Source organism: Streptomyces sp. NPDC048337, from assembly GCF_043201175.1.
In the GTDB taxonomy this organism is placed as follows: Bacteria; Actinomycetota; Actinomycetes; order Streptomycetales; family Streptomycetaceae; genus Streptomyces.
This window is the reverse complement of record NZ_JBICYR010000025.1, coordinates 28960-46013: the sequence shown is the minus strand read 5'-3', so window position 1 is coordinate 46013 and position 17054 is coordinate 28960. Positions and strand designations below refer to the sequence as shown.

The window sequence follows — 17054 nt, the reverse complement described above, 5'->3', positions numbered from 1 at the left end:
GGCGCCCTTTTCGGCGGGCTCAAGGATCGCGACGCACTCGACATGGTGGGTCATCGTTTACATGTCGCGAGGGGCAGGAACCGGAGAAACTGCTGGTCAGAGGCGGATCACGGCGCCGCTTGCGGGCTGTTTCGGGGCCCGAGCGTCAAACGAGCGTCACGGCCGGATGCATCTGCTCCCTGCCCAAGGTCTGCCAGCAGCAGATCGAGAACCGCCTCCTCCTCTATGCGCATCCCGTGTTCTGCCAGGGCGAGCGCCAGATCCGGGTCCCACGGCGATGGGGCCGGTGTGCCGGAGAGCGGGCGGGAACCGGCCCCACTCGCGGCCACCGCCTCCCGGTAGTCGGCTGCCGTGTAGCGCCAGGGTCTCCACGGCACGTGCCGCATCAGCACCGCCGCGATACGCAGACCGCCCCAGTCGAAGTCGCCGTGGTAGCGGAACTCCGTACCCGTCGCGTGCAGGTGGTTCAACAGCGTGAGAGCGGCGGCCGACGGCTGGCCCTGGACACAGACCAGCGGTCGGGCGTCCGGTCCGTGGACGTCCGCCACGGCCGAAAGGACCGCGGGATTCTCGCAGATGTGGACCACGGGCGGTGCCGTGCGCGGCGGACGGCGGGCGAGCTGCCGGAGGGTGAGGACACACGGCTCGCCCCCGTCTGCCATCCAGTCCAGGGCCGCAGTCCCGCGGAGGCCCAGAGTGAGCACCGTCGAGGAGACATCGTCCCGGAGCAGGCCGGCCGAAGCCCAAGCGGCCCGCCGCCACGCCGCTCCCGCTCCCTCGGGATGGCCGGTCAGAGCGCGGGCGCCGGAAAGGGCGAGGGTGGCCACCGGCGTGCCGTCGTCGAGTGCGTGGGCACTCCCCAGAACATCCGCGGCGAACACGGACAGCGACCGTGCCGGTTCGACGGGCAGTTCCCGCAGCACGCGAACGGTCTGCTCCAGGATCAGACGGGCGGCGGCAGGTGTGCGGGCGAGACGGCGTACGAGGCCGTCGTCGCGGACACGGGCGGCCCAGGCAGCGTGCTGCGGAACGTCTTCGGCCAGCAGGGCGAGAGAGGTGTACGCCTCCTCCCAGGCATGCTCCTCACTCCGGCGGACCTCGTCGAGTGGAACGACCCGACCGGTGAGCGCCGTCACCGCCGCTTCCAGGCCTTCCGGGCTGACACCTGATCTGACCAGCACGGCGTCCACGGCGTCGAGCCGGACCGTCAGCGCCCTGCCGGCACCGGGTGTCCGGCCCAGCAGCCTCTCCGCCGCTGCCCGCTCGGCCGGGCTCGGTGCCGCCAGCGAGACCGCTCCGGTGAGGGGCTGCCCGCGCTCCAGCCGCCGGCGTACCCGCTCCACCAGCCAGGCCAGGTCGGCGCCGCCGAGGAGACGGCGCAGGCGTGCTTCGTCCACCGGCGGACCGCTCACGCCCACAGTGGCTCCGGGTCCGCCGGGCGCACCGGGTCCTCGCGGCGCGTGCGGGCCGTGCCGTCCCACTCCCAGCGGGTGACGAGTACGGCGGCCACCTCGTCGACACGGGAGAGCTGGGCGATGGCGATGCCCGGAACCTGCGGATAGCAGGCCCACTCCCGCTCGCTGGTCATGACCACGTCCAGGTCGAAGGCGTGGAGGAGCCCCAGGCACTTGGCGCGGGAGTCGTCGTCGACTCCCGCGAACGCCTCGTCGAGGGTGACGAGCCGAGGTGCGTGGGGGCTTCCCGCGCTCGCGTAATGCGAGGAGGCGGCGGCGAACAGGGGTACGGAGACCGCGAGTACGCGCTCGCCCCCCGAAGCGGGTCCGGTGGCGGGCACCCAGCGGCCGTGCTGCTGGCGTTCGACGGCGAACTCGTGCCACGAGCGGTAGTCCAGGGCAGCCGTGAGGTGGTCCGGCCAGCTGCCCGCCGCGTCCTCGGTCTGCTGGCGGGCGATCTGGGTCTGCAGGAACTCCCCGACCGCGGCCCGGTCCTCGGGAGTCCAGGCATCGGCCGTCTGGAGCAGCCGGCCCCGGGCCTGGGCAAGGCCCGCCGGAGCTTTGCGGGAGGCCCGCCACACGAGGCGCAACGTCATACCGGTGGAAGTGGGCCGTTCCTCCAGCTCGGCGTTCATGGCCAGTACCTTGCGCTCCACGGCCCCGATGAGTTCCTGGAGTGTGCCCGCGACCTCGGTGATGAGGTGGGTCTCCAGGATCTCGCGTTCGTGCGCGGAGAGGATGCGGGTCAGTTCGCCGACCTCTACGGCCAGTGCCTCGGCGAGTTCGGGTACGGCGCGCTCCCGGCCCTGGTACACGATGTCGACGACCATGCCGTCCTCGACCATCCGGGCGGAGGCCGTGTGGCCGTGGCGGGACAGCGCGTCCTGGAGGGTCTTGAGCTCCTCGCTCAGGCGCCGCTGCACCCGCTCCCAGGCCCCGTCCGAGTCGTCGGTGGCCGCGAGTTCCGACTCCAGGGCACGAGACAGCGCGATGGCCGGGGTGGCCGCCCACGGTCCGTCTCCCGTCGCGGGTACGGCGAGCTCGGGGAGCGCGACCGTGATGAGGCCGGTGGTCGCGAACCGCTGGAGCCCGGCGATCGCTTCGAAGCGCGTGGCGGCGGCACCGGTGACGTCCTTCTCCAGCTGCTCGATCCGTCCCTGAGCCCGGTTGGCCCGACCGTCCGCCTGCGTGCGCCGGTCCTGGGACAGGCTCTGCTCGGCCGCACAGGCGCGCAGGGCCCGGGCGGTCTCGGCGAGCCTGCGCTCCAGCTCGGCCACGGCGGTTCCCACGGTCGAGCGCAGGGTGGCAAGCCGCTCGTCGGCGGCTGCCGCCTCCCGTGCGGTCTCCTGAGTACGAAGGCCGAGTGCGGCGGAGCGCGCCGCAGCGCGGGCGGCTTCCTCCCGTTCCCCCTCCACCTGCTCGGACGCCTCCGAGCGCTCGCGCAGCGCGGGCCAGAGGGCGGCCAGTACGGCGGCGAGTTCGCCGAGCGCCTGCCGTACGCCGGCCAGGGCGGACCGGTCCGCGGGCAGCCCCAGATCGGCCGCGGCCTCGTGGAGGCCGGCGGTCGCCAGCTCGGCCTGCTCCGCCGCGGCCAGCACCTCCGCGGCCCGCTCCTCACGCCGGAGCCCGGCCCGGCGGCCGGTCTCGGCGGCGGCCGCGGCACGGGCATGGGACCGGGTCAGCGCGGTCTCGTCCGGCAGGGAGGCGAGTTCGGCATCGAGCGTACGGCGGCGGTCCGCGAGCCCCTGTGCCTCGTCCGTGAGGGACACCGACTCCCTTCGCAGGAGATCCAGATCGGCGCGCAGCGCTTCGGCGCGGAGGCGGCGCGCGGCCTCCCGGGCGCCCTCGCCGATGTACTCGGCGGCCTGCTTGGCCCAGCGGCCGGTGAGAGCGCCCACGCGGTAGGTTCCGTCCACCGCGGCCCAGGTGTCCGCCGCCCGCTTCATGCTCCCTCGCACGGCATCGGGTGCTCTCGTGTCCGCAGCCGTGCCGTCGCCGGCCGCACCGAGACCGATCGCCGCGAGCAGGCGGGACACCGCCGCTTCGCCCACGGCGGCGGACCGGGCATCGCCGGGGTCCACTGCCGGGCACAGGACATCGGCGAGCGACGGTCCGTCGACCGGCCCCCTCGCCGGGTCGAGGAGAACGTCGTGGCCGTCCGCTGCGAGCACCTCGCCGTCGGGACGCACCCACGCGTCCAGCAGTCCGGCCGCCTCCAGGGCCGCTTCCAGCCCGGCTCGGTCACGGTCGCCGACCTGCTCCCGGAAGTCGATCAGCCGCCACAGAGGGGCACCGGCCATCCGGTCGCGAAGGCCGGGCGTCCGGGTGGGCGGCGCCGCAGGTCCGCGTCCGCCACCTGCCTCCAGGGCCCCGAGCTCTTCCTCGGCCTCGCAGGTGCGGGCCGCCAGGCCCGCCCGCTGCTGCGCCACCTGCGCCATCCGCTCGGCGAGCGCTCCGGCCGTGACACCGTGGGCCAGCGAGGCGTGCCGCCGGGCCGGGTTGGGGCCGTCCTGGTGCCGGGCCCATTCCTGGAGCTCGTCCAGCAGCCCCGTCGGGTCGGGGTAGGCGAGTTCCGTGCAGCGGCCCATGTGCTCACGCACGGCGTCGACCAGGGCGCGCCCCTCGGCCGTCACCGCCTCCTCGGCGGCGTCCCGGGCCTCGGCGGCCAGCACCAGGTCGGCCTCCGCCTCGTCGAGCCGCCGTACCGCGCTCCGGCGCTCGGCCTCGGCCTCGTCGGCCCGGTCCGCCAGGTCCTCCATGTGCGCGAGGCTTCGGCGGCGGCGGTCGGCGGCCTCCGTCACGGCGGCCTTCAGCTCGGCAGGCGCCAGTGACTCGTCCCCGGGCAGCTCCAGCCGGGCTGCAACGGCTGCTTCCCGTGCGCTGATCAGCGTCTGCCCGGCCCGCTCGTGTGCCGCCCGGAGCCGGTTCTCGGCGCTCCCGAGACGGGTGAGGGCCCGCGCGTGCAGGGCATCGGCCTCCTCCTGGTCCTCGCGTGCCCGGTCGTGGGCCTGCGCGGACCGCTCCGAAGTCTGGGCCGCCCGCTCCAGTTCACGGGCGCTGCGCATCTCCGGGCCCTCGCGCAGGGCGGCGTCCGTCGCCTCCAGCCTCGCCTGCCTGTCGGCCAGCTCGCCGATCCGGCCGGCGGCCGCCTCGCGTTCGTCTTCGGCCTCGCTCTTCTCCGCCTGTGCCACGGCGAGGTCACGCAGGAGCTGCTCGTACCTGGAGTGCTCGGTCCTCGGCAGGCGTGCCCGACGCCTTGAGGCGATGCGCGCATAGCGCCGGTAGTGGTCGAGGAAGGCGGAGGCCGCGCGCTCGGCCGCCCCGGCGGCCCGCAGTTCCTCCTTCTCCTCGTCCAGGGAGCGGAAGGCTTCCGCGACGTCCGCGATGACGGCCTGGTCCATGGGCGGCAGCGCCTCGGTGAGGGCGCGGGAGAGGGCGGCCTCGTTCGGACGTTTGGACAGCTGGGGCTGGCGCAGCTGGATGAGGAGGTCCACCAGGGCCGCGTAGCGCTGCTCGCCGAGCCCGAACAGCGCCTCGTCGACGGCGCGGCGGTACGCCTTGGCCTGGTCGTAGACCATCCCCTCCCCGGATACCGCCTCGATGAGCCGGTCCCGGGACAGGACCGTGCCGGTGGCGTCGAGGAGGCTGAGGGATCCCGGTGAGCGCAGCTCGGCCGGTGCGTGGTCGATCCGCTGCGCGGTCACCGCCCACCAGTGGCGGGCGATCCCGCGTCCGCTGACGGCTTTGAGTCCGCAGACGAGCGTACGGAAGTGCTCTGCCCCGTCGGCCTCGTCGCGGCGGCCGAACTCCACCCAGGTGTAGCCGAGCCGTTCGGAGTGGGGGTGCTCACCGCCCAGGAGGAGGTTCCACTCCATCCGCTTGCCCGCGTCGCCGTCCGGCTCGACACGGCGGGCGCTGAGGTCCCCGTCGAGGAGGAAGGGCAGGGTCAGGGCGAGCACCTTCGATTTGCCGGTGCCGTTGTTCCCGCGGAGCAGGAGCCGGCCGTCGCGGAAGTGGAACTCCTCCACGTCGTAGTGGAAGAGGTCGACGAGCCCCATCCGCAGGGGCTGCCAGCGGGAGCGCGCGGGGGCCGGGAGCCCGGTACGGGGGTTCAACGTCGGTTGGCCTTTCGCTGTGCGGGCACCGCGGCGGAGCCCGCCGTGCCGGGTCCGATGACGACCGTCGGTCCGACGGCGTACCGGGCGAGTGCCGGGCGGGGCAGGACGCCGCCGGGGGTACGGGAGACCAGGCCGAGGGCGCAGAGCCGGGCGAGTGCCTGTTCCACGAGTTCACGCTCGGCGCCCGGCTCCCGCGCGGACTTGGACCAGAAGCCGCCGTGCTCCGAGGCCAGGTCGGCCACCCGGTGCTCCAGAGCTGCCGTGGTGACGAAGCCCCCGGCCGCCGCCAGGTGTTCGGCGAGCAGGAGGGTGACGTGGCCGTGGGTCCCCGATTCCGGCATGCGGATGTCGGTCAGGTCGTCGTCGGGGTCGACCATGGCGATGCCCTCGGCCCGGACCTCGGGTACCAGCCCGGTCAGTTCGGTGATCCGCGTGGTGAGGAAGCCGCGCTGACGGGTGAGGTAGGCCAGTTCGGCGTCGGTGAGTTCGTCGTAGTAGAGCACGGGGTCGTCGAGCAGGCGGCGGGTCAGTGCCCGGCGCATCGCGCGAAAGCGCAGTTCGTCGCTGTCGAGGGCCGTCTCGGCGGTGAGTTCGGCCAGCCGGTCCTCCATCGACTCGGCCCGGACGGTCGAAGGGCCCCTGCGGGTGGCGAGCAGTCCGGCGAGGACGCGCCGTTCGACGTCGTACAGGACGTCGCCGGCTCCGCTGACGTACGCGTCCTCGTCGCCGGCGACCCGGCGCAGGACTCCGAGGCCGAGCAGGAGCCGCACGACGGCCGCCAGGTCGAGGCGCTCCTCCCTGCGGTCCAGGGTGAAGTGGATCCCGGCGGCGGCGAGCCGGGGGTCGGCGGCGTCCAGGACCACCTGGTCGGCGAGCCGGCCCAGCGCGATCTGTGCCTCGCCGCGTTCGAGGGCGGCGAGGGCGAGGCACAGCAGGACGTAGCGGCGGCGCGTGAACGGAGCGGCGCTCCGCGTGGCGTCGCGGGCCGGGTGGGTGACGTCGTCGAGGCGCGCCGGGGTCTTGCCGAGCCTGGCCGTGTCGGCGTCGGCCTGGAGGGACCAGCCGGTGTTGCGGTCGAACCATTCCCGCAGCTCGGAGGCGTGCCGCCGGACGAGACGGAACTCGTCGGCCTGCGCGCCGTGCGCGAGCAGCAAGGGGTGTTTGAGGAGGGCTCGGGCGGCCTTGCGCAGTTCGGCGGCGTGCTGCCCGTCCAGCACTTCGGCGAGCGGAGTGGTCACGCTCCCTCGCTCCCTTCGACGCGGCCCCCGGTGAGGTCGGTGAGGTCGGTGATCTCGATGGTGTGGTCGGGGCCGCGGAACACCCCGTCCGGTGTGCGGACCTCGGCGGTGGTCCCGTCGGCCCCGGCGGTGAGCCGGATCTCCATGGATCCGTCGTTGCTGGTGGCCACGGTGTGCGTCATACCGGGCCGCCAGGTGGCCAGTGCGTCGCCGAGCAGCTGGAGGAACATCCGGAAGCTGACGGGATCGAGCTCGCCGAGCCCGGACAGCCTCGTGATGCCGCCGGTGGCGAGCCGGGCCCGGGCGGCGGCGATCTCGGCGGCCTGCTTGGCCGCCGTCTCGGCGAGCAGCCGGCGCGCCTCCTGCCGGTCCTCCACCTTGCGGGGCTTGCCGCGCCGCTCGTAGCTGCCGGTACGGCGCAGCTGGGGGCTGATGTGCAGCGGCGCGGCGTCGGCCCATGGGGTGGACGCGGGATCCGGGTGCGCGAGCCTGGCGGCCAGCGTCTCGGCGTCCACCGAGAGGTGCCGTGCCGGATAGAGCCCGAAGGCGGTCCGCCACAGCCGGTGCCTGGCGTCGTCGTCGGGTGCCTCGGCGAACCACTGGGCGAGGGTGCGGAAGTCGGCGGACCGGTCGGAGCGCCCGGCCCGGCGCTCGTTCAGCGACCGCACGACGGCGAGCAGCTGCGGGATAGCGCCCAGCGCTCTCCCTCTCAGCAGCCGGGCCTGCGACTCCCGGCCGTCCCGGCTGAGGAACCAGGCACCGAGCCCGGCCCACCGGCCGGCCCACCGCTCGTACGCGGCCTGCTCGGCGTGCGCGGCCTCCTGCGGGGTGGCGTCGGCGGCCTCGCGGGCGGCGGCGGCCTGCAGCAGGGGCTGGATCCGGCCGTCGCCCTCCAGCTCCAGGATCAGCCGGGCGATGCGGCCGCCGAGGGTGATCAGGTCCTGGATGAAGCGTTCCAGGTACTGGATGAGCTGGTCCTTATAGGCGAGGAAGACCTCCTCCCCCACGTCGTGGAGGTCGATGGTCCGCTGCAAGGACCCCATGAAGGCCCGCGCATTGTCGGCGAGCGCGGCGAAGCGGCTGGCGAGGGCGTCGAGCGCGAGATGGGCCTTGGCCGGATCCGGCGCCTCCTCGGCCGCCAGCACCAGGAGGGCGCGCAGCTGCGTGACGATGTCGTGCAGCGCGACGGCCTGCAGCGCGCCCCGCCGCCCCAGCGCCTCGTCGTACGCGGACAGGGCCTGCTCGGCGGCCTCGCCCTCCCGCGTGAGCTGGTAGATGAAGCGCTTGCGGTAGAAGTCCTCGACGGCGGTGACCCGTCCGGTGTCCGGATCGGCCCGCAGGTTCCCCCACGCCACGAGCTTGTCCAGGGCGCCGACGACCCCCTCCAGCTCGGCCGGCCGTACGCCGCCCACGAGCCCGCTGTGCACCTCCTCGGGCCGCAGGTGCACGGCGAACCGCTCCTTGGCGACGAGGAACGTCCGCATCACGGCGCGGTAGAGCAGCACGTTCGGTGCGCTGAGGTGCGCGAAGGGCCCGTAGCGGTCCGCCGGGCTGTCCGGCCGGGAGGAGGTCGTGTCCATCGTCCGCCATTCTCCCCGCACCGCGACCATGATCGGCACGGACGAAAGCACTTGACCGATTCACACCGTTCATGACCATGTCACCGCCGTGCACGCCCGGCCCCGCCGAGGGTGGGATTCGTCCTGGGCGCGTTCCGGCGCTTGGTGCGGCTGCGGGCCGACGGCCGGCCCGGAGGTGACGTGCACGAACGCATACGAACCTCGCCGGAGGTCGACTCGACCGTCGGGGCGTCCCCGACCGCGCTCTTCCGCGGCGACCGGCAGACGGAACAGGGCAAGCACGGCCTCACCGACGACGACCTGCGCGCCCGGCCGCCGCCACCCGTGGGCGCGCGGCGAAGAAGTAGCCCGCCCGAGACACCGAACTGCCCCGCGGTCCTTCCGGATCGCGGGGCCCTTCGGCCTTGCCTCAGGCGGTCAAATGCCCATCCTTGACAGCCGAAACGAAGGCAGACCAGCCGCTTGCCGGAATCACGAGTGCCGGACCGTGCGGATTCTTGCTGTCCCGCACGGGAACAACAGCGATGAAGTCATCGGAGACCTCGACACACGCCCCACCGTCCTGGTTGCTGTAGCTGCTCTTACGCCAGGAGGCGGCACTCAGGTCGACGGATCGCACGTTGCTTCCTCCAACATCCGCAGGATGAACTTGCGCGACTCTGCTGGTGGTAGCGCCAGGTCGCGCACCGAATCGTACGCCTTCTGCAAACGTACAACCGGGCCAGGTTCCTCGATGAGTTCGCCCTGATACCCGTTTTCGGTGTATACGACCGTCCGACCATCCGGCATGAGGAGGTACCACATGTCGGCCCCCATCAGACTGTGCAACCCTGCGCTCTGCGGGAGCACATGAACAGTGACATCCGGCCGGTCCGCGGCTTCCGCCAGATATTCCAACTGCTCACGCCACTCCTCTGCATCCCGCAGCGGCGTCCGTAGCACCGCCTCCGACAAGATCGTCCGAAACGGCGGGGCGTCCTTCCCTTCCAGCAGCTCCCGGCGCCCCATCCGTGCCTCCACCTGCTGCGTCAGCTCCGGCTCCTTGAGGCCGCCCGCAGCCAGCACCTCCCTCGCGTACCCCGGCGTCTGCAACAGCCCCGGCAGCACGCTCACCGCGAAGTGCCACAGGCTCACCGCCTCCGCCTCCAGCTTCATGTACCGCCGGTACCGCTCGCGGAACTGCGTCTGATCGCCCGTCGCCAGCTCCCACAGGGCCAGCAGCAGCCCCGGCGTCCCGTAGTGCGTATCCAGCGCCTGGACGACCTCGGGACCGCCCAGCGTCTCGCCCTTCTCCATCTTCCCGAACAAGGACCAGTCCCAGCCCAGCCGTTCGCCGAGCTGACGCAGACTCGCCCCGCTGCCCGTCCGGAGGGTCCGCAGTTCCTCCGCGAACCGCTGGCGCGGCTCCTGGCTGCGGCCGGTGATCACTCGTCGCTGCGGCATGGCGCTCCCCTCCGGGACGAAGCAGTCGGTGTGGAAGGTGTGGAACCGGCGCCGTGGGGCGGGGAAGCACTCCGCCTCCCACAGCGTGGGCGGCCCTGCCCGGACCCATGCTCGTAGCGCCCGGACTACGCACGGTAACGCAGCCCTGCGCCCCCGGGTGAGGGAACCAGTCGAAACCCCCCACAAGGAGAGGGCGCCACCATGACCTCAACTCCCCAGCCGCCCAAGCACGGCGACGCCACGTCAGCCACGGCCACCCCGCTACCGCCCACCGCCAAGATCAAGGAGGCTTTCGCCGCCCGCGATGCGCTCGCCGCCGCCCTCACCCGGGCCGGCATCCAGATCCCGGCCATGGACGTCCGCACCCCCTGGCCGGACGATGACAACAGCGACGGCGACGGACAGGAACACAGCTCCACCAGCGCGGCCGAGACCCGCTACGCGCTCGTCCACCTCGGGGTCGTCTCCGCCCCGGTGGCGCACGCCCTCGCGGAGGTCATCGCGAAGGGGCTCACCCGGTGACGGACGGGCGACGCCTCCCGGCGGTCGGGGACATCGTCCGGGACACCACCCTCGACCGGTTCGGCGTCGTCCTGGGCCACGAGGGGCCGCACCTGCGGCTCTTCCCGGTCAACGGCGGCAGGTACTGGGACGCCGACCCGGCAGCGGTCCGGACCGTCAGCCCGGAAGAGTTCCTGCTCGCGCACCTGCGGGCGGTGAACGCCCGGAGCAGGCAACGGCTCTGCGCCGCGCCCTCGTACACGCCTCCCGACCTGACCGAGAACCGCCCCGGCCCTTCTGCGTGATCCACACGCTGTCCTAGAATGACCGGGATCATCTCAGCGGCCCGCCGGGCTTCCGTTCCGCTTCCGCGGACCTCTGGAGGACATGCCCCCACCCGCACGAGTCACTTCGTGCTGCCTGGGGGCATTTCTTGCTGTTCCGTGAGTCCGCGGCATCCGTGGCCGCCCGCATCCTCGAAGGGTCGCTGGCGCTGCACCTTTCCGAGAACTTCGTGCACGCACACGGCCGCCGACCCGCGGATGCCGAGGTCCGGTCCTGGGAGCGGAGCCTCCCCGCCCTCACGAACGCCCTGCTCGACGCAGGGCTCGGCGACGTCGAGGTACTCATCGAGTACACCCTACCGCTGACCAGCAAGCGCGCCGACGCCCTGCTGGCCGGCGTACACCCCCGCACCGGGGAGCCCTCGTACGTGGTCGTGGAGCTCAAGCAGTGGAGCGAGGCCCACTCGCTGGAAGACGAACCGCTGCTGTGCGGGGTCCCGGCGTACGGGGAACGCCCGGTGCTCAACCCGATCGAGCAGGTGCGCGGCTACTGCGGCTACCTGCTCTCCTTCAACGGGGCACTGGAGCGGATCCCGGAGTCCCTGGCCGGGGTGGCGTTCCTGCACAACGCGACCGAGTTCGGCGTCGGTTCGCTGCGCAGCACCCCGGAGGACGTCCGGGGCCGCATGTACACCGGGGAGCAGCGCGGCGCGTTCATCGACTTCCTCCGCGCGCGGCTCGCGCCGAAGTCCGGGGCGCAGGCGGCCGACCTGCTGCTCCAGGGCAAGGTGCGGCCCTCCAAGCAGTTGATGAAGGTGGCCGCGGCCGAGATCCGTGACCGTGAGCAGTTCGTGCTGCTCGACGAGCAGCGGGTGGCCTACGAGCTGGTGCTGTCCGCGGTCCGCAAGGCGAAGCGGGGCAACCACAAGCAGGTGATCGTGGTGGCCGGCGGTCCGGGTTCGGGCAAGAGCGTGATCGCCCTGTCGGTCCTCGGCGAGCTGTACCGGCGTGGGGTGCCCGCCCTGCACGCGACCGGATCGGCGTCGTTCACCAAGACGATGCGCAAGGTCGCCGGGTTCCGCAAGCCCGAGGTGCAGAAGCTGTTCAAGTACTTCAACAGCTTCATGGACGCCGAGCCGAACGATCTCGACGTGCTGATCTGCGACGAAGCCCACCGCCTGCGCAAGACCTCCGCGGACCGGTACACCAGGGCGGCTCTGCGCACCGGCCGCCCGCAGGTGGCGGAGCTGATCGACGCGGCCCGGGTGCCGGTGTTCCTGCTGGACCAGCACCAGGTGGTGCGCCCCGGCGAAATGGGGACCCGGGAGGAGATCGAGCGGGCCGCCGCCGAGCAGGGCCTCGACTGCGTGGTGGTGGAGCTGGACAGCCAGTTCCGCTGCGGCGGCAGCGACGCGTACGTGAAATGGGTGGCCGCCCTCCTCGGGTTGGAGGGCGACGGGCCGGTCGTCTGGGAGCCGGACGGCAAGGTGGAGCTGCGGGCCGCCGACAGCCCGCAGGAGATGGAGGCGTTCCTCGTCTCCCGCCTGGAGCAGGACGACTACGGTGCGCGGATGGCGGCCGGCTACTGCTGGAAGTGGACGACGGACATCACCCTGGACATGTCCGAGCTGCCCGCCGACGTCTCCATCGGCGACTGGGCGCGGCCCTGGAACCTGGCCGGGGACCGGTCTCGGCTCGGTGCCCCGCCCTCATCCCTGTGGGCCACCGATCCGGCCGGCTTCGGACAAGTGGGCTGCGTGTACACCGCGCAGGGTTTCGAGTACGACTGGTCGGGCGTGATCATCGGCCCGGACCTGGTGTGGCGTACCGACCGGTGGGTGGTGGACCGTACGGCGTCGAAGGACCCGGCCTTCACCAAGGCCGCCCACGACGACGACATCGACCGTCTCGTCCGCAACACCTACAAGGTGCTGCTGACCCGGGGCATGGTCGGCACGGTCGTCTACTCGACCGATCCCGAGACCCGGGAGAAGCTGCGCTCGTTGATTCCGCCCGCGTAACACGTACGACGAATGCTCTCGCGGGGTGCGGCAGGGGCTGATCCGAAACGGTTCGGTTCCGGGTCGTTGGCGGGGTGTGGGCGATCTGGTGGGACGCGCGGCATCTGCCCGAGGCGGGCAGCGCACACACGCGAGCCGCGCAGGGCCACATCCAAGCCGAAACCGTCCTGACGGTGGCCTCGTGATCGTCGGCCTTCAGGGCCGATTCCCGCTGGACGAGCACCAGTTCACGGCCCGCGAGCACGAGCCGGTTGCGGCTGGCGTCCGGGTCTCCGAGTGCGGGCACCCGGTGGACGAGCTCGTCCGTCCGGACCGGGTTCCTGTGCGGGCACGTCGGGTGGCCCCTGTATGGAGGAAAAGCGGTGGGTCCTGATGTGGCTTCGGTCAGGAAGACGTAACCGGATGGGCGGTGGCGGGTTATGCCTTGCGCAAGATCAACCCCGTGCGTGAAGGCGAGCCCATGACCATCGGTACGACCACCACCCCCACGATCGGCCGGAGCGTTCTTGTGGCGGCGTTCGCCACCGCGCTCGCCCTCGGTGCCGGGCCCTCCGCGGCCGCGACGTCCGCCGACGACGGCTGGAAGGGAGAGGGCGGGCTCGCCCTGAGCGCCGCCGACAACGCCAAGGTCGACGCCTACGCCGACCAGGCGCAGCGGGCCGAGCGGTCGATCAGCGTCGATGTGCGCGTCGCCGCGCTGGCGTCGGGCGCGGAGCTTGTCGGCTTCGACCACCGGCTCAAGACTCCGGACTCCCTCAAGCGGAAGGTCGCCACCTCCCTGAAGGAGCACCCCGAACAGAACGTGGACGCCGTCCTTCGCAGCCTGGGCGACGCCGTCCGCTATACCCTCCAGTGGCCGGACGGCACCTACACCGACGGGGTGTCCGCGGCCTCCGCCCTCCTGTCCGCCTGGGGCAACGACAGCACGAAGTGGTCCAACACCTGGGGCCGGACCAGCGGCTACAAGGGCCTCAACACCGGCTGGCGTGCCCCCGGCTCCGGGCAGCTCTTCGAGGTCCAGTTCCACACCCCCGCCAGCAAGCACGCCCAGGAGGTGACCCACCTCCTGTACGAGGAGCAGCGTCTGCCCTCCACCACCCCGACCCGGAAGGCGGAGCTCCAGGCCCAGCAGGATGCCGTGTTCGCCGCGGTGCCCGTGCCGCCGGGTGCCGACCGGCTGACCAGGCCGGCCCCGCTCCCCGTCCCGGCGATGGGCTGAGTTCCGAGTCCGCGACCCAAAGGCGGGAAGACCGCTTGCCCTCATCGAGCGCGGGGCTTCCAAGGCGGAGGGTGCCCCGGCCGGCACAGGGTGTGGAACATGCGCGGTCACAACGCACTCAGCCGAGCCAACGGGGTATGTCGAACCGCGCCCGCCCCATGTGATGGACCTTCAGGATGAGCGTCACACGAGCGTCGAGAATTTGAGGGGCGTACAGCCACGGCTCGCGCCACCGCTGGCGCCCCTTAACGAATCCGCAGGTCAGGCGCGTGTAGCCGACCAATCGCGCGCTTCACCCGTTGGACGGGCAGAAACAGGTGAAGCGGGCAGCGACCCGCACAAAACCGCAGGTCAGACGCCTTCCCGCACCGGTTCAAGGATCGCCACGCACTCCACGTGGTGCGTCATCGGAATAAGATCTACCAAAAACATGTAGAAGAAAACCACAGGTCAGCGGCCCGCAAGGCGCATTTTGGACAGGCCGCCGGTGTGCGTTACGTGCAGAGCGGGCGGTATGTGCAGCACGCTGACGCTGTCTGCCGGCCTCTCCGGAAGACTGTGCCGACCTGGCTGAGGGTCCTGTGCCTGCCCACCCTCCGAACCGGCCCAGGTCAGGGACAGTGCCTGCAACCGCTCCGGTCACCCTCAGGTGACTGCCGAGGCCGGAAGCTCCGGGGGAAGGTGAGGGGTGTCTCCGGCTATCGGCAGGGTGAGGACCATGGTGAGTCCGCCGCCGGGGGTGTCCTCGGCGGTGAGAGTGCCACCTATGGCCTCGGTGAAACCGCGGGCGACCGCGAGCCCGAGGCCGACTCCCGCGCCGCGCGGGGCGTCGCCGTGTCGCTGGAAGGGTTCGAAGATGCGGTCCTTGGCCTCGTCGGGGACACCGGGGCCGCGGTCGACGACACGGAGCTCGACCCGGTCGTGCAGTGAGCTCGCGGATACCAGTACGGGCTGCCCGTCCGGGCTGTACTTGACTGCGTTCTCCACGACGTTGGCCACGACGCGTTCGAGGAGGCCTCGGTCGACAGCGATCATGGGCAGGGTCTCGGGGATGTCGAGTTCGACGCTGCCGTCGGGTACGCCGCCCAGCGCCATCGGGACGACCTCGTCGAGGTCGGTTTCGCGGATGAGCGGGACGACGGAGCCGGTGTTCAGGCGGGACATGTCGAGGAGGTTGCCGATGAGCGCTGCCAGGCGGTCGGCGCCTTCTTCGATGCCTTCGAGGAGTTCGGCCTTGTCCGCCTCGGACCATTCGACGTCATCGGCGCGGAGCGAGGTGACGGAGGCCTTGATGCCGGCGAGCGGGGTGCGCAGGTCGTGGCTGACGGCGGCGAGCAGGGCCGTACGGATCCGGTTGCCCTCGGCGAGTTCGCGGGCCTTGCCGGCTTCGTCGACCAGGCGTTGGCGGTCGAGTACGACGGCGGCCTGGGCGGCGAAGGCGCCCAGGACGCGCCGGTCCTCGGCGGGAAGCACCCGTCCGGAGAGGGCCAGGGCCATGTTCTCGCCGATCGGCATGTCCACGTCGGCGTCCTCGGGACGGGCGACCGGGTGGGTACCGACGAAGGCGGCCGTGGTCCAGGGCTCGACTTCGCCGGCACGCTCCAACAGGACCACGGACTGCATCGAGAAGGTCTCCCGCAGCCGTTCCAGCAGGGCGTCGAGGGAGTTCTCGCCGCGCAGGATGCTGCCGGCGAGGAAGGAGAGGATCTCGGACTCGGCGCGGAGCCGGGCGGCTTGGTGGGTGCGGCGGGCGGCCAGGTCCACGACGGAGGCCACGGACACGGCCACCGCGACGAAGATCGAGATGGCGACGATGTTGCGCGGGTCGGAGATGGTGAGCTGGTGGAGCGGGGGTGTGAAGAAGAAGTTCAGCAGCAGGGAGCCGAAGGCGGCCGAGGCAAGGGCGGGCAGCAGCCCGCCGAGCAGCGCGGCGGCGACGGTGAAGGTGAGGAACAGCAGCATGTCGTTCGCGAGCCCGAGCTCGGGAAGGACTTGACTGAGCAGCAGCGTGAGCAGGGCAGGGCCCACGACGCCGGTCACCCAGCCCCAGATGAGGCGGGAACGGCCCAGCCGGGCGCCGCGCGCGGTCGGCAGGCTGCGCCCCCTGGCCGCGGCGTCGTGGGTGACCATGTGGACGTCGAGGTCGGGGCCGGACTCGACGGCCACGGTGGCACTGACTCCACGCCCGAAGACGTACTGCCAGGGCTTGCGGCGGCTGACGCCGAGGACGATCTGGGTGGCGTTGACGCCCCGGGCGAACTCCAGCAGGGCGTGCGGGACGTCGTCGCCGATGACGTGGTGGAAGGTGCCGCCGAGGTCCTCGACCAGGGTGCGCTGGACGGCCAGTTCCTTGGGGGACGCCGAGGAGAGGCCGTCGCTCGCCGCGATGTAGACGGCGAGGACCTCTCCGCCCGATCCCTTCTCCGCGAGCCGGGCGGCGCGGCGGATGAGGGTGCGGCCCTCGGGTCCGCCGGTGAGGCCCACGACGATCCGTTCGCGCGCCTGCCAGGTGGAGCGGATGTTGTGCTCGCCCCGGTACTCCTGGAGGTACTCGTCCACGCGGTCGGCGACCCAGAGCAGAGCCAGTTCTCGGAGGGCGGTGAGGTTCCCGGGGCGGAAGTAGTTGGAGAGGGCGGCGTCGACCTTGTCGGGTTTGTAGATGTTGCCGTGTGCCATGCGCCTGCGCAGGGCCTGCGGCGACATGTCGACGAGCTCGATCTGGTCCGCGCGCCGCACCACTTCGTCCGGAACGGTCTCGCGCTGGCGGACACCGGTGATGGTCTCCACCACGTCGCCGAGGGACTCCAGGTGCTGGATGTTGACGGTGGTCACTACGTTGATGCCGGCCTGGAGGAGTTCCTCAACGTCCTGCCAGCGCTTGGCGTTGCGCGAGCCGGGGATGTTGGTGTGCGCGAGCTCGTCCACGAGGACGACGGCGGGCCGACGTGTGAGAACGGCATCCACGTCCATCTCCGTGAACGTGGTGTCCCGGTACTCGAGCTCGCGGCGCGGGATCATCTCCAGGCCGTGCAGCATCACTTCGGTGCGCGGCCGGTGGTGGTGCTCCACGAAGCCGACGACGCAGTCGGTGCCCCGCTCGACCCTTCGGTGTGCCTCGGACAGCATCGCGTACGTCTTCCCGACGCCCGGTGCCGAGCCGAGGTAGATCCGGAGCTTTCCGCGTCTCATGTGATGC

At 72.0% G+C, this 17054-nt stretch carries 11 protein-coding genes; 4 read left to right on the top strand and 7 right to left on the bottom strand.

What is annotated here, in order from left to right:
• Nucleotides 1-107: 107 nt before the first annotated feature.
• From ACGFYU_RS31150 to ACGFYU_RS31125, 6 genes are all read right to left on the bottom strand, one after another.
• Nucleotides 108-1412, bottom strand: a complete 1305-nt coding sequence (locus ACGFYU_RS31150; protein WP_393830656.1) for a TIGR02679 family protein — start codon at nucleotides 1410-1412, stop codon at nucleotides 108-110.
• Entirely contained in the window at nucleotides 1409-5569 is a 4161-nt protein-coding gene (locus ACGFYU_RS31145) for a TIGR02680 family protein (protein WP_393830655.1), read from the bottom strand. The genes ACGFYU_RS31150 and ACGFYU_RS31145 overlap by 4 nt, the downstream gene beginning before the upstream one ends.
• Nucleotides 5566-6810, bottom strand: coding sequence for a TIGR02678 family protein (locus ACGFYU_RS31140; protein WP_393830654.1), 1245 nt, complete (start codon nucleotides 6808-6810; stop codon nucleotides 5566-5568). The genes ACGFYU_RS31145 and ACGFYU_RS31140 overlap by 4 nt, the downstream gene beginning before the upstream one ends.
• On the bottom strand, nucleotides 6807-8390 hold the full coding sequence (locus ACGFYU_RS31135; RefSeq protein WP_393830653.1) for a TIGR02677 family protein: 1584 nt from the start codon (nucleotides 8388-8390) through the stop codon (nucleotides 6807-6809). The genes ACGFYU_RS31140 and ACGFYU_RS31135 overlap by 4 nt, the downstream gene beginning before the upstream one ends.
• A 409-nt stretch (nucleotides 8391-8799) precedes the next feature.
• The gene (locus ACGFYU_RS31130; RefSeq protein WP_393830652.1) at nucleotides 8800-9009 is read right to left on the bottom strand and encodes a DUF397 domain-containing protein; all 210 of its coding nucleotides are present in this window, start codon (nucleotides 9007-9009) and stop codon (nucleotides 8800-8802) included.
• A complete protein-coding gene (locus tag ACGFYU_RS31125; protein WP_393830651.1) occupies nucleotides 8991-9833 on the bottom strand; it encodes a helix-turn-helix domain-containing protein in 843 nt (280 codons plus the stop codon). Before ACGFYU_RS31125 ends, ACGFYU_RS31130 begins: the two co-directional genes overlap by 19 nt.
• A gap of 201 nt (nucleotides 9834-10034) precedes the next feature.
• Here ACGFYU_RS31125 and ACGFYU_RS31120 point away from each other — a divergent pair, with 201 nt between their 5' ends.
• From ACGFYU_RS31120 to ACGFYU_RS31105, 4 genes are all read left to right on the top strand, one after another.
• Entirely contained in the window at nucleotides 10035-10355 is a 321-nt protein-coding gene (locus tag ACGFYU_RS31120; RefSeq protein ID WP_393830650.1) for a hypothetical protein, read from the top strand.
• A complete protein-coding gene (locus ACGFYU_RS31115; RefSeq protein ID WP_393830649.1) occupies nucleotides 10352-10639 on the top strand; it encodes a hypothetical protein in 288 nt (95 codons plus the stop codon). The genes ACGFYU_RS31120 and ACGFYU_RS31115 overlap by 4 nt, the downstream gene beginning before the upstream one ends.
• 128 nt (nucleotides 10640-10767) lie before the next feature.
• Entirely contained in the window at nucleotides 10768-12639 is a 1872-nt protein-coding gene (locus ACGFYU_RS31110) for a DNA/RNA helicase domain-containing protein (RefSeq protein WP_393830648.1), read from the top strand.
• A 466-nt stretch (nucleotides 12640-13105) separates the two neighbouring features.
• Nucleotides 13106-13858 carry an ATP nucleotide 3'-pyrophosphokinase gene (locus ACGFYU_RS31105; RefSeq protein ID WP_393830708.1) on the top strand — a complete coding sequence of 251 codons (753 nt, stop codon included), beginning with the start codon at nucleotides 13106-13108 and terminating at the stop codon, nucleotides 13856-13858.
• 645 nt (nucleotides 13859-14503) lie between these two features.
• Here ACGFYU_RS31105 and ACGFYU_RS31100 read toward each other — a convergent pair.
• Nucleotides 14504-17047: an ATP-binding protein gene (locus ACGFYU_RS31100; RefSeq protein ID WP_393830647.1), complete on the bottom strand. Its 2544-nt coding sequence runs from the start codon at nucleotides 17045-17047 to the stop codon at nucleotides 14504-14506.
• Between the last annotated feature and the right edge of the window lie 7 nt (nucleotides 17048-17054).

Excerpts from the sequence above, each read along its gene's own strand:
- ACGFYU_RS31135 (WP_393830653.1), bottom strand. The coding sequence starts at position 8,390 with ATGGACACGACCTCCTCCCGGCCGGACAGCCCGGCGGACCGCTACGGG.
- ACGFYU_RS31125 (WP_393830651.1), bottom strand. The coding sequence starts at position 9,833 with ATGCCGCAGCGACGAGTGATCACCGGCCGCAGCCAGGAGCCGCGCCAG.
- ACGFYU_RS31120 (WP_393830650.1), top strand. The coding sequence starts at position 10,035 with ATGACCTCAACTCCCCAGCCGCCCAAGCACGGCGACGCCACGTCAGCC.
- ACGFYU_RS31100 (WP_393830647.1), bottom strand. The coding sequence starts at position 17,047 with ATGAGACGCGGAAAGCTCCGGATCTACCTCGGCTCGGCACCGGGCGTC.